The sequence below is a fragment of the Candidatus Arsenophonus phytopathogenicus genome (genome assembly GCF_056113345.1).
Genome location: NZ_JBUIOB010000017.1, coordinates 244,369 through 258,135, shown reverse-complemented (window position 1 = coordinate 258,135; position 13,767 = coordinate 244,369). Strand labels below are relative to the sequence as shown.

General features: G+C 42.9%; 4 protein-coding genes, 2 tRNA genes, 2 rRNA genes and 3 pseudogenes. 9 read left to right on the top strand and 2 right to left on the bottom strand.

The window, feature by feature from the left end; translation table 11 throughout:
- Positions 1 to 3 precede the first annotated feature (3 nt).
- The gene (fre, locus tag AC01GB_RS04590) at positions 4 to 705 is read left to right on the top strand and encodes an NAD(P)H-flavin reductase (RefSeq protein WP_474450751.1); all 702 of its coding nucleotides are present in this window, start codon (positions 4 to 6) and stop codon (positions 703 to 705) included.
- A gap of 74 nt (positions 706 to 779) precedes the next feature.
- On the opposite strand, the pseudogene fadA reads toward fre, so the two are convergent.
- Together fadA and fadB are read right to left on the bottom strand one after the other, a co-directional pair.
- Positions 780 to 1,931 (bottom strand): annotated as a pseudogene (gene fadA / locus AC01GB_RS04585) (acetyl-CoA C-acyltransferase FadA).
- A gap of 19 nt (positions 1,932 to 1,950) precedes the next feature.
- Positions 1,951 to 4,029, bottom strand: a pseudogene (fadB, locus tag AC01GB_RS04580) (fatty acid oxidation complex subunit alpha FadB).
- Between the two features lie 268 nt (positions 4,030 to 4,297).
- Here fadB and pepQ point away from each other — a divergent pair.
- The 8 genes and pseudogenes from pepQ to AC01GB_RS04540 all read left to right on the top strand — a co-directional run bounded on the left by pepQ (position 4,298) and on the right by AC01GB_RS04540 (position 13,743).
- Positions 4,298 to 5,556: pseudogene (gene pepQ / locus AC01GB_RS04575) on the top strand (Xaa-Pro dipeptidase).
- Positions 5,556 to 6,167, top strand: coding sequence for an IMPACT family protein (locus AC01GB_RS04570; RefSeq protein ID WP_474450750.1), 612 nt, complete (start codon positions 5,556 to 5,558; stop codon positions 6,165 to 6,167). Before pepQ ends, AC01GB_RS04570 begins: the two are co-directional and overlap by 1 nt.
- 30 nt (positions 6,168 to 6,197) lie before the next feature.
- Positions 6,198 to 7,649, top strand: a complete 1,452-nt coding sequence (trkH, locus tag AC01GB_RS04565; protein WP_474450749.1) for a Trk system potassium transporter TrkH — start codon at positions 6,198 to 6,200, stop codon at positions 7,647 to 7,649.
- 27 nt (positions 7,650 to 7,676) lie between these two features.
- The gene (hemG, locus tag AC01GB_RS04560) at positions 7,677 to 8,204 is read left to right on the top strand and encodes a menaquinone-dependent protoporphyrinogen IX dehydrogenase (protein WP_474450748.1); all 528 of its coding nucleotides are present in this window, start codon (positions 7,677 to 7,679) and stop codon (positions 8,202 to 8,204) included.
- A gap of 468 nt (positions 8,205 to 8,672) precedes the next feature.
- Positions 8,673 to 10,216 (top strand): 16S ribosomal RNA (locus AC01GB_RS04555).
- A 66-nt stretch (positions 10,217 to 10,282) separates the two neighbouring features.
- Positions 10,283 to 10,359: transfer RNA gene (locus AC01GB_RS04550), tRNA-Ile, on the top strand.
- A 67-nt stretch (positions 10,360 to 10,426) separates the two neighbouring features.
- A tRNA-Ala gene (locus AC01GB_RS04545) sits at positions 10,427 to 10,502 on the top strand.
- Positions 10,503 to 10,839: 337 nt separating this feature from the next.
- Positions 10,840 to 13,743: ribosomal RNA gene (locus tag AC01GB_RS04540) — 23S ribosomal RNA — on the top strand.
- The 16S and 23S rRNA genes sit together here with 2 tRNA genes alongside, the layout of an rRNA operon.
- Positions 13,744 to 13,767: the final 24 nt, after the last annotated feature.

Here is a 13,767-nt window from a genome sequence, read left to right as displayed (position 1 = left end):
TGAATGTCGACATTAAGTTGTAAGGTAGTTTCTATAGAATCTATCACTGATACGGTCTATCGAGTTCGCTTATTACCTGATGGTCAATTTTCCTTTCGTGCCGGTCAATATTTAATGGTCATTATGGATGAGCGTGATAAGCGTCCATTTTCCTTGGCTTCAATTCCTTCAGAAAAAAAACTAATTGAGCTTCATATCGGTGCGTCAGAGTTTAATCTTTATGCTATGGCGGTGATGGAGCGTATTTTTGCGCAAAATAGTATCAATATTGATATTCCTCATGGTAAAGCTTGGTTTCGCCAGGGAAGTAAAAAACCAATAATTCTTATTGCCGGGGGAACAGGATTTTCTTATACCCGCTCTATTTTATATGCTGCATTGGAAGAAAACCCTGACAGAGATATTACCTTCTATTGGGGAGGACGAAGATTAGAGCATCTTTATGATTTGGGTGAATTGCAGTCTCTTTTAGAGCAATATCGCAACATAAAAATTATTCCTGTTGTTGAACAACCTGAATCAGATTGGCGAGGACAGACAGGTACGGTTTTGAGTGCTGTACTGGATGACTTTGGTTCTCTTACAAAGTATGAAATTTACATTGCCGGGCGTTTTGAAATGGCAAAAATCGCGAGGGAACGTTTTTGTAGTGAAAGAGGGATCAGCCCTGAATATCTTTATGGTGATGCATTCGAATTTATCTAAATATAATAACAAAACAAAAAAAACGGCCTTCTGGGCGGGCAAATAGCAACAACATACCATAAAGTGCAGACTAGTTATTTAATCCGCTCAACAAGTGTAGCGATGCCTTGTCCAAAACCAATACACATAGTAGCTAAACCAAACTGAGCATCTTTCCGTTCCATAATATTTAGTAAAGAAGTGATGATCTGCGCACCAGAGCACCCTAAAGGGTGACCTAAGGCAATCGGGCCACCATGCAGGTTAACTTTTTCTTCCATTTTATCGATAAGCTGTAAATCTTTTAAACAAGCCAGAGCTTGTGCAGCAAAAGCTTCGTTAATTTCAAAAACATTTATATCTTGGAGAGTTAAATTAGCCCGTTGTAATGCAATTTTGGTTGCAGGAACAGGTCCATATCCCGTAATGGCGGGATCGCAACCAATAACGGACATAGATCGAATTTTAGCTCTTACTCTTAATTCCTGTGTTTTAGCATATTTTTCACTAGTAACAAGTATGGCTGCTGCACCATCTGATAGCGCCGATGAATTTCCGGCGGTAACTTAGCCTGAAATAGGATCAAAGACCGGAGGTAAAGCCGTCAGGCTGGCTAAATTTGCATCAAATCGAATCACCTCATCTTGCTTGATGGCAACCAGATTGCCGTCAATATCATGGCCGGCAGTTGCTACGATTTCATTATTAAACCATCCATGATGAGTTGCCCCAGCTGCCTTTTGATGAGAACGTAAAGCAAATTCATCTTGTTCAGTGCGACTGATTTGATTTTGTCTGGCGAGTATCTCGGCAGTTAATCCCATTGTAGCTGAAGCGGTAGAAATATGAATAGCAAGTTTACGATTGATATCGATGCTGTGGGTCATAGGAACATGTCCCATATGTTCGACACCACCGACCAACACAACATTGGCATCACCTGACATAATAAATCGGGCGGCATCATGTAATGCTTAGCCGATTAACCTTTACGGCGGGTACAGTATGGGGAATATCTGTTAATAGCGCAGCATTACGAGCAATATTAAATCCTTGCTCTAAGGTTTGTTGTACACACCCCCAATATCGTCAATATCATTTTTATTGTTATTGAGGGCAGGATTACGGCTTAGTAATTGCGTCATTAAATGGGCGGACAACTCTTCTGCTCTGACCTGGCGAAAAGCCCCACCTTTCGAGCGCCCCATTGGGGTGCGTATGCTATCAATAATTACAACATTTTCCATGATCACGACCTTAAGCCTATTATTTGCTGTTGAAGGTGATTTGTTCTGGCGTTGGATAATAATTTGCTTGTTTTTCTGCTTTGTTTTTTAAACTGTCAGGAATGGCATATAAAGGGCCTAAAGAGGCATATTTTTCCGCCATTTCGATAAAATTTTGGATATCGAAATTATCAAGATAGCAGACCGCACCACCTCGAAATGGCGGAAAACCTAAACCGTATACCAGGGCAATATCGGCTTCTGCAGGACTAGCAATAATGTGTTCATCTAAACAACGAACCACTTCATTAATCATCGGTATCATCATGCGCATGATAATATCTTGCTCAGTAAATTGTTTGCCAGTAGCGCCAATTTTGCTTAGTAAGTCTTTAATTTTAGGATCGCGTTGTTTCTGTATTTTTCCTTTTTTATCGGTAACGTATTGATAAAAACCAACGCCATTTTTCTGGCCGAAACGCTGATGATTAAATAGAACAGTAATAGCATCTTGCTCAATTTTTGCCATACGTTCTAGAAAACTGTCAGCCATAACTTGTTGGGCGTGTTGCACGGTATCAATACCAATAACATCAATCAAATAAGCCGGCCCCATCGGCCAGCCAAATTGTTTTTCCATTATCTTATTGATTTGATAAAAATCAGCACCATCTTGTAATAGTAAATTAAAGCCAGATAAATAAGCGAATAGTACACGGTTAACAAAAAAACCTGGACAATCATTGACGACGATAGCTGTTTTACCCATTTTATTCGCGTAGGCAGTTATCATATCGATAGTTTTGGTGCTAGTTTTTTCGCTCTTAATGATTTCCACTAATGGCATTCGATGAACAGGATTAAAAAAATGCATGCCACAGAAATTTTCAGGCCGCTGTAAAACACTAGCTAATTTTGTGATGGGAATAGTTGAAGTATTGGAGGCTAATAGAGCATTTTTATTTAATAATTTTTCTGTTTCGGCTAAAACGACCGTTTTGACCTTTGGATCTTCAACCACCACTTCGACAATAATTTGCGCATTTTCAATTCCAGCGCTGAAATTTGCTTACGTTCAAATTGATTATTTAGCAATTTAGCGGCTTCATACCTAACTGAAGAGATTTTTCATTAATATCTTTCATTATGATAGATATACCCTTACGTGCTGATTGATAAGCAATACCTCCACCCATGATACCAGCGCCAACAACGGCAGCTTTTATGGGGGCTTCAATGGATTGGCTTCTCTGTTTAGCTAAATTTTTAACATATTGATCATTGAGAAAAACTCTAATTAAAGCATGCGCTGCAGGGGTGTCAGTCAGTGGAATGAAAGCTTCAGTTTCCAATGATAACGCTTCTTTACGTCCACAATTGGCCGCTTTTTCGATAGTTTCTAACGCTTTCGATGGTGCGGGGTAATGTGAGCCTGCCGCTTTCATGACTAAACCTTTTGCGACATTAAAACTCATCGTTTGTTCTATTTTATTCAGTTTTAAAGGTTGGGTTTTAGATTGCCGTACCTGCTGCCAATCGCATTTTCCAATACTACCAGAATAGTACCAGGCTGAATTTAGTAACTGTTCTTTGGCCACAATCGCGTCAATTAGACCATTTTTTAAAGCGGTTTCGGCATCGATATCTTTTCCTGTGGTGATCATTTGTAGTGCATTATCTAAACCAATTAAGCGCGGTAGCCGTACTGAACCACCAAACCCAGGCATAATACCCAATTTAACTTCTGGATACGGTAATCTGTTGCTAATGCGCACTCACAGCCTCCTCCCAAAGCGTAACCATTAATGGCGGTTACGGTTGGAATGGGTAGGTCTTCGATACGATTAAAGATGCTGTTAGTAAAATTAAGTCATTGTTGAAGTTGTGACTTTGGTGCATTAAATAGCGAGAGAAATTGTTTAATATCTGCACCAACAATGAAAGTGGGTTTTTGTGAAATCAGAATAAGCGCTTTTAATTGATTTAGGGTCTTTTTGTTTTCCAGTGAATCAACGGTTTCTAAATCAAATTTATTAATGGTATTTGGCGAGTTAAGTATCAATTTTACGATACCGGGTTTTATCCAATCAACCTGAATAGTATTACTTTGATAGAGCATACTGTTCTCCTATGATTTCATCTGGTACGATCAGGGGTTAGCAGTGTGATTTTTTTGTTAAAAAAATGCAAATTAAGTATACAAAATATGCCAGCCTGATCACAACAAATTCTATGGGTTATTGAAAACCGCGCTAATACTTACTTATTTGTTTTTATTGATAAAAATTAGACACTTTAGTTGGGGAAAAGCATTTATTAAATTAATGATAATATTTAATCTGATATTTTGCTGAATATTAGAGGTAAAAATAACAGGTGAACTAAAAATGGAAAATTTTGCTAGTCAATATCAAGAACATATTAAAACATTACAGCAACGTACCCAGAATGTTTTGAAAAATAATAAATTGAATGTCTTACTTATCCATTCAAAGCTTGGCTACCTATTACTCAAGTTGCCCATTGTTGGTTATTAGTTGATGGAGTTAGCAAACCTAAACTGTGGTTTTATTCTTCAATTGATTATTGGCATAGTATTGATCTTCTACCGGACAGCTTTTGGCTAAAAGAGTTTGAGTTGTTCCATTTAAAGGAGGCTAATGATATTAAAAAATGGTTATTTCAGTTAGATAAAAAACATACTGGTTATATTGGTGAATCTATTGATCTAGTTAAAGAATTAGGTATTTCAGCGGTTAATATTAATCGCAAATCGGTATTAGATTATTTTCATTTTCATCGGGCTTATAAGACCAATTATGAATTGAGTTGCTTACAGCAAGCACAGAAAATGGCAATAGCTGGTCATCATGCCGCTAGTGAGGCTTTCTATCAGGGAGCGAGTGAATTTGATATTAATGTTAGTTACTTGCAGGCAACAGGTCAGCGAGATATCGACGTGCCATACAGTAATATTATTGCACTCAATGAAAATTGTTCAGTACTCCACTACACTAAATTGAAATATCAGCCACCAAAGAAAATGTATAGTTTTTTAATTGATGCGGGAGCTGAATATCACGGTTATGCAGTAGATATTACGCGTACTTATGCGGCTAAAAATAATGATGAATTTGCTAATTTGATTAACGGTTTGGATAGTAAACAGCAGATATTGATCGATACAATTAAAACCGGTATTCGCTATACTGAATAGCATCAACATATTGCATCTTTATTGCTAGATCATGGCATTATTTGCAATATCAGTGTAGAGACAATGATAGAAAAAGGGCTTACAACACCATTTTTCCCGCATGGTTTAGGCCATCTTTTGGTATTACAAGTTCATGATGTTGGTGGATTGATGCAGGATGAAACGGGAGCGTCTTTGGCTGCACCAGAATGTTATCCTTTCTTACGTTGCACTCGGATCTTACAATCTGGTATGGTATTAACTATTGAATCTGGTCTCTACTTCATCGAGACACTACTAGCTCCTTGGCGTGAAGGATCGTTTAGTAAATATTTTAACTGGTCTAAAATTGCGTCCTTTATGCCCTATGGTGGTATTCGTATCGAAGATAATATCATCATATATGAGAATAAAGTTGAAAATATGACACGTAATTTACATTTAAAATAATGAATGCTTATTTGATACCCGCAGAGTCGGTTGTTGTTACCGAAGAGATTAAAAAAAGCCGTTTTATTACTTATTTGGAACATACTGATGGAATTGCTGAAGCAAAAAATTTTATCCAAACTATCAAACATAAATACCCTGATGCTCGCCATCATTGTTGGGCCTATGTTGCTGGTAGGCCTGATGATTGCCAAAAATTAGGCTTTTCCGATGATGGTGAGCCAACAGGAACGGCAGGTAAGCCGATGATCACTCAGTTATTAGCTAGCCATATTGGTGAAATTACTGTCGTTGTGGTGCGTTATTTTGGCGGTATTAAATTGGGAACTGGGGGCTTGGTTAGAGCTTATGGTAACAGTGTTCAACATGCACTTAACCTCTTAAACACTCAGAAAAAAGTGCTACAAAAATATTATTTAATACATTGTGAATATGCGCATATAAAAATGATTGAGCAATTAATACAACAATCAGCAGGGCAGATCCTAGCGCGAGAATATAGTGAAAATGTGATATTAGAAATTTCACTACCTATCAATGTTGAACAAAAGTTTGCGGATAAATTACGTAATTTAAGTAGAGGCGCATTAAATTTAACCCCTAAATCTTAATGTTATGACTAGATTCTCAAGGAACCACTCATGCATTTTCGAGCAATAACCCGAATTGTTGGGCTACTTGTTATCTTATTTTCTGTCACTATGATTATTCCAGGCATAGTGGCATTGATTTATCGAGATGGAGCAGGACGCGCCTTTAGCCAAACCTTTGTTGCGGCATTAATTATCGGATTGTTACTATGGATACCAAACAGAAATAATCGACATGATCTAAAACCTAAAGAAGGTTTTCTGATAGTCGCCCTTTTTTGGACCGTGTTAGGTAGTGTTGGAGCATTACCTTTTGTTTTTTCTGATCGGCCTCATCTTTCGGTTACCGATGCTTTTTTTGAATCTTTTTCCGGTTTAACAACAACTGGAGCAACCACATTGGTTGGGTTAGACACTTTACCCAAAGCAATACTCTTTTATCGACAGATGCTACAGTGGTTAGGTGGTATGGGAATTATTGTTTTAGCGGTAGCCATATTACCTTTATTAGGCGTAGGTGGAATGCAGCTTTATCGGGCAGAAATGCCTGGCCCACTTAAAGACAATAAAATGCGTCCAAGGATTGCAGAAACGGCAAAGACACTTTGGTTAATCTATGTTTTGCTTACTATAGTCTGTGCGATAGCATTATGGGGCGCTGGCATGGATGTTTTTGATGCTATCTCCCATAGTTTTTCTACTGTCGCTATTGGTGGATTTTCTACTCATGACCAAAGTATTGGCTACTTTAATAGCCCTGCAATTAATACCATTATTGCTATTTTTTTACTGATTTCTGGCTGTAATTTTGGTCTTCACTTTGCCGTTTTATCTGGGCGTAGTCTGACAATTTACTGTCGTGATCCTGAATTTAGAGTATTTATTGGTTTTCAAATAGTTTTGATAATCATTTGTACGTTAGTACTTCTATATCATTCAGTTTATGACTTACTATTACAAACATTTGATCAAGCCTTTTTTCAGGTTGTCTCTGTGGCAACAACAGCCGGTTTTAGTACCGATGGGTTTGCAAATTGGCCGCTTTTTCTACCGATATTGTTACTTTGTGCTGCTTTTGTCGGTGGGTGTGCAGGATCAACTGGAGGTGGATTAAAAGTTATTCGAATTTTACTATTATTCTTGCAGGGTTCACGAGAGTTAAAACGCTTGGTACATCCAAATGCTGTTTACACGATAAAATTAGGCTCTAGGGCATTGCCTGAACGTATTATTGAAGCTGTTTGGGGGTTTTTTTCTGCTTATGCATTGGTTTTTATTATAAGTTTATTATTGTTAATTGCTACCGGAGTAGATGAGTTTTCTGCTTTTGCCGCAGTTGCGGCAACACTGAATAATTTAGGGCCAGGATTAGGCTCGGTAGCTGAAAACTTTACTACCATGAATCCAACGGGAAAATGGATCCTAATAGTCACTATGCTATTTGGCCGATTGGAGGTGTTCACTTTACTTGTTCTTTTCACTCCAACCTTTTGGCGGGAATAATCATTTATATAATTTTATAGGTAACACATGAGCTATTTGCTACTTTATTCTGGTGAAAATGGTCAGACTAAAAAGATAATACTTAAAATTACTGAATATTTACGTAAAGAAGGTAAGCAATGTGATGTTAGAGATTTAAATATGGATAAAAATTTTAATCTTTCTGTCTACCAAAAAGTATTAGTCGGTGCTTCAATCCGTTATGGTCATTTTAATCCTGCAGTGTTGAGTTTTGTGCAAAATCACCAAAAAGAGTTGAATACTATGCCAAGTGCATTTTTTGGCGTTAATTTAACGGCCAGAAAACAGGGCAAAGATACGCCTGAAACAAATGTTTATGTACGTAAATTTTTAGCTAAAATTCCGTGGCAACCAACTATTACTAATGTGTTTGCCGGAGCGCTACGTTATCCCCAATATAAATGGTTAGATCGTATTATTATCCAATTTATTATGAAAATAACAGGTGGAGAAACGAATACAAATAAAGAGGTTGAATATACTGATTGGCAAAAAGTTGAATACTTTGCGCGTGAATTTAATGCGGTTAAATAAAAATTTGATTAAAAATTGCTATTTTTTCTGCTTTTTGTCGAAAAAAAGAGTAAACGACTAAAGTTTACAAATTATTGCTTGCCAGCTGCGTAAAACTGCTTATAATGCGCCCCCACTGAGTCAGTATAGAACGAATCAATTGAATTGAATTTTCTTGACGCAGGGTAAAGAAGAGTAGAAATAACTACTTGACTTTACAGGTGAAAAGCGTAATACACGCCACCTCGCGGCCCAGGTCGCACGCTCTTTAACAATTAATCAGACAATCTGTGTGGGCACTTGCAAGACATCATCAAAAAATATTTGGTTTTAAAGTCTTGAAGAGTGACAAAACAGTTAATTCATATATGAACTAATATGCAGTAACGTTATTTTGGTCGGCAGCGGCGAAGGTGGTCAAATATCGGCAAAGCGAGTTGAACAAAAGCGCGTTACGGTCAGTAAAACATTCTTTGAGCATCAAGCTTTTAATTGAAGAGTTTGATCATGGCTCAGATTGAACGCTGGTGGCAGGCCTAACACATGCAAGTCGAGCGGCAGCGGGAGGAAGCTTGCTTCCTTGCCGGCGAGCGGCGGACGGGTGAGTAAGGTATGGGGATCTGGCCAAAGGGGGGGGATAACCACTGGAAACGGTGGCTAATACCGCATAATCTCTAAGGAGCAAAGTGGGGGACCGTTCTGGCCTCACACCTTCGGATGAACCCATATGAGATTAGCTAGTAGGTGGGGTAAGGGCTCACCTAGGCGACGATCTCTAGCTGGTCTGAGAGGATGATCAGCCACACTGGGACTGAGACACGGCCCAGACTCCTACGGGAGGCAGCAGTGGGGAATATTGCACAATGGGCGCAAGCCTGATGCAGCCATGCCGCGTGTATGAAGAAGGCCTTCGGGTTGTAAAGTACTTTCAGTCGTGAGGAAGGTGTTAAGGTTAATAACCTTAGCAATTGACGTTAGCGACAGAAGAAGCACCGGCTAACTCCGTGCCAGCAGCCGCGGTAATACGGAGGGTGCGAGCGTTAATCGGAATTACTGGGCGTAAAGGGCACGCAGGCGGTTAATTAAGTTGGATGTGAAATCCCCGGGCTTAACCTGGGAATGGCATTCAAGACTGGTTAGCTAGAGTCTTGTAGAGGGGGGCAGAATTCCATGTGTAGCGGTGAAATGCGTAGAGATGTGGAGGAATACCGGTGGCGAAGGCGGCCCCCTGGACAAAGACTGACGCTCATGTGCGAAAGCGTGGGGAGCAAACAGGATTAGATACCCTGGTAGTCCACGCTGTAAACGATGTCGATTTGGAGGTTGTGGTCATGAACTGTGGCCTCCGGAGCTAACGCGTTAAATCGACCGCCTGGGGAGTACGGCCGCAAGGTTAAAACTCAAATGAATTGACGGGGGCCCGCACAAGCGGTGGAGCATGTGGTTTAATTCGATGCAACGCGAAGAACCTTACCTACTCTTGACATCCAGCGAATCCTTTAGAGATAGAGGAGTGCCTTCGGGAGCGCTGAGACAGGTGCTGCATGGCTGTCGTCAGCTCGTGTTGTGAAATGTTGGGTTAAGTCCCGCAACGAGCGCAACCCTTATCCTTTGTTGCCAGCGAGTAGAGTCGGGAACTCAAAGGAGACTGCCGGTGATAAACCGGAGGAAGGTGGGGATGACGTCAAGTCATCATGGCCCTTACGAGTAGGGCTACACACGTGCTACAATGGCGTATACAGAGAGAGGCGAGCCAGCGATGGGGAGCGGAACTCAGAAAGTACGTCGAAGTCCGGATTGGAGTCTGCAACTCGACTCCATGAAGTCGGAATCGCTAGTAATCGCGGATCAGCATGTCGCGGTGAATACGTTCCCGGGCCTTGTACACACCGCCCGTCACACCATGGGAGTGGGTTGCAAAAGAAGTAGGTAGCTTAACCTTTTGGATGGCGCTTACCACTTTGTGATTCATGACTGGGGTGAAGTCGTAACAAGGTAACCGTAGGGGAACCTGCGGTTGGATCACCTCCTTACCTAGATAGATGGAATGTGAGTGTTCACACAGATTGTCTGATGAAGATTGAGCAGAAAGTATCATTAGGCCTGTAGCTCAGGTGGTTAGAGCGCACCCCTGATAAGGGTGAGGTCGGTGGTTCAAGTCCACTCAGGCCTACCAACATTGCTGATGGAAGTGGCTGAAAGGCAAGGTTAGCAGTAAGGTGTAATGATACGACAATCTTAATGGGGCTGTAGCTCAGCTGGGAGAGCGCCTGCTTTGCACGCAGGAGGTCAGCGGTTCGATCCCGCTTAGCTCCACCATATTGCAAGATAAAAATAGAAAAAAAGTTATTCAGAGCAGGCTGGCAACAGTATGCTACGAATAATAATGCTCTTTAACAATCTGGAACAAGCTGAAAATTGAAACACACATTATTGAAAAAATAGTGTGGGGAACTCTCAAACTCCAATTTGAAGTGTTATTCAAATAGGCAGACGAATGGCATGAGCGAGCAGGGTGAAATTTGCGGCGTAGGTGCGCAGTCAGCGCAGTGTACATAAGTACGTGAGCATGACGAGTACCGCACAACAAAAAATTTCGCACGGCGCAGCCATGGCGCTTCCGTATTATTTGATAAGAGACACCTTCGGGTTGTGAGGTTAAGCGAATGAAGCGTACACGGTGGATGCCTAGGCAGTCAGAGGCGATGAAGGACGTGCTAATCTGCGAAAAGCGTCGGTAAGCTGATATGAAGCGTACTAGCCGGCGATGTCCGAATGGGGAAACCCAGTGCATTAATGCACTATCATTTGATGAATTTATAGTCAAACGAGGCGAACCGGGGGAACTGAAACATCTCAGTACCCCGAGGAAAAGAAATCAACCGAGATTCCCCCAGTAGCGGCGAGCGAACGGGGAGCAGCCCAGAGTCAACATCAATATTTACTGCAGGAGAAGGGTCTGGAAAGGCCGGCAATAAAGGGTGATAGCCCCGTATCTGAAACGGTAAGTGTTGTGAGCTCGAAGAGTAGGGCGGGACACGTGTTATCCTGTCTGAATATGGGGGGACCATCCTCCAAGGCTAAATACTCCTGACTGACCGATAGTGAACTAGTACCGTGAGGGAAAGGCGAAAAGAACCCCGGCGAGGGGAGTGAAATAGAACCTGAAACCGTGTACGTACAAGCAGTGGGAGCACCCGAAAGGGTGTGACTGCGTACCTTTTGTATAATGGGTCAGCGACTTATATTCTGTAGCAAGGTTAACCGCATAGGGGAGCCGTAGGGAAACCGAGTCTTAACTGGGCGTTAAGTTGCAGGGTATAGACCCGAAACCCGGTGATCTAGCCATGGGCAGGTTGAAGGTTGGGTAACACTAACTGGAGGACCGAACCGACTAATGTTGAAAAATTAGCGGATGACTTGTGGCTGGGGGTGAAAGGCCAATCAAACCGGGAGATAGCTGGTTCTCCCCGAAAGCTATTTAGGTAGCGCCTCGTGAATTCATCTTCGGGGGTAGAGCACTGTTTCGGCTAGGGGGTCATCCCGACTTACCAACCCGACGCAAACTACGAATACCGAAGAATGTTATCACGGGAGACACACGGCGGGTGCTAACGTCCGTCGTGAAGAGGGAAACAACCCAGACCGCCAGCTAAGGTCCCCAAGTCATGGTTAAGTGGGAAACGAAGTGGGAAGGCTTAGACAGCCAGGATGTTGGCTTAGAAGCAGCCATCATTTAAAGAAAGCGTAATAGCTCACTGGTCGAGTCGGCCTGCGCGGAAGATGTAACGGGGCTAAACCATGCACCGAAGCTGCGGCAGCGACATTTAGGTGTTGTTGGGTAGGGGAGCGTTCTGTAAGCCGTAGAAGGTGGACTGAGAGGTCTGTTGGAGGTATCAGAAGTGCGAATGCTGACATAAGTAACGATAAAGCGGGTGAGAAACCCGCTCGCCGAAAGACCAAGGTTTCCTGTCCAACGTTAATCGGGGCAGGGTAAGTCGACCCCTAAGGCGAGGCTGAAAAGCGTAGTCGATGGGAAACGGGTTAATATTCCCGTACTAAGGGTTACTGCGAAGGGGGGACGGAGAAGGCTAGGCTATCCGGGCGACGGTTGTCCCGGTTTAAGCGAGTAGGAGGGTAGTGCAGGCAAATCCGCACTGCTATAACACTGAGACGTGATGACGAGCCACTAAGGTGGTGAAGTAGTTGATGCCCAGCTTCCAGGAAAAGCCTCTAAGCGATAGGTAATCATTAATCGTACCCCAAACCGACACAGGTGGTTAGGTAGAGAATACTCAGGCGCTTGAGAGAACTCGGGTGAAGGAACTAGGCAAAATAGTGCCGTAACTTCGGGAGAAGGCACGCTGGCATTAGGTGAAGGGTCTTGCATCCGGAGCTGAAGCCAGTCGAAGATACTAGCTGGCTGCAACTGTTTATTAAAAACACAGCACTGTGCAAACACGAAAGTGGACGTATACGGTGTGACGCCTGCCCGGTGCTGGAAGGTTAATTGATGGGGTAAGCCGTAAGGCGAAGCTCTTGATCGAAGCCCCAGTAAACGGCGGCCGTAACTATAACGGTCCTAAGGTAGCGAAATTCCTTGTCGGGTAAGTTCCGACCTGCACGAATGGCGTAATGATGGCCAGGCTGTCTCCACCCGAGACTCAGTGAAATTGAACTCGCTGTGAAGATGCAGTGTACCCGCGGCAAGACGGAAAGACCCCGTGAACCTTTACTATAGCTTGACACTGAACATTGAGCCTTGATGTGTAGGATAGGTGGGAGGCTTTGAAGTGTGGACGCCAGTCTGCATGGAGCCAACGTTGAAATACCACCCTTTAATGTTTGATGTTCTAACTTGGGCCCGTAATCCGGGCTGAGGACAGTGTCTGGTGGGTAGTTTGACTGGGGCGGTCTCCTCCCAAAGCGTAACGGAGGAGCACGAAGGTTGGCTAATCACGGTCGGACATCGTGAGGTTAGTGCAAAGGCATAAGCCAGCTTGACTGCGAGCGTGACGGTGCGAGCAGGTACGAAAGTAGGTCTTAGTGATCCGGTGGTTCTGAATGGAAGGGCCATCGCTCAACGGATAAAAGGTACTCCGGGGATAACAGGCTGATACCGCCCAAGAGTTCATATCGACGGCGGTGTTTGGCACCTCGATGTCGGCTCATCACATCCTGGGGCTGAAGTAGGTCCCAAGGGTATGGCTGTTCGCCATTTAAAGTGGTACGCGAGCTGGGTTTAGAACGTCGTGAGACAGTTCGGTCCCTATCTGTCGTGGGCGAAGGAAGGTTGAGGGGGGCTGCTCCTAGTACGAGAGGACCGGAGTGGACGCACCACTGGTGTACAGGTTGTCATGCCAATGGCATCGCCTGGTAGCTAAGTGCGGAAGAGATAACCGCTGAAAGCATCTAAGCGGGAAACTTGCCTCAAGATGAGTCTTCCCTGACAGTAATGTCCTATAAGGGGTGTTCGAGACGAGGACGTAGATAGGCTGGGTGTGTAAGCGTAGCGATACGTTGAGCTAATCAGTACTAATGACCCGGGAGGCTTAACCTGACAACACCGAAGGTGTTTTGAGAG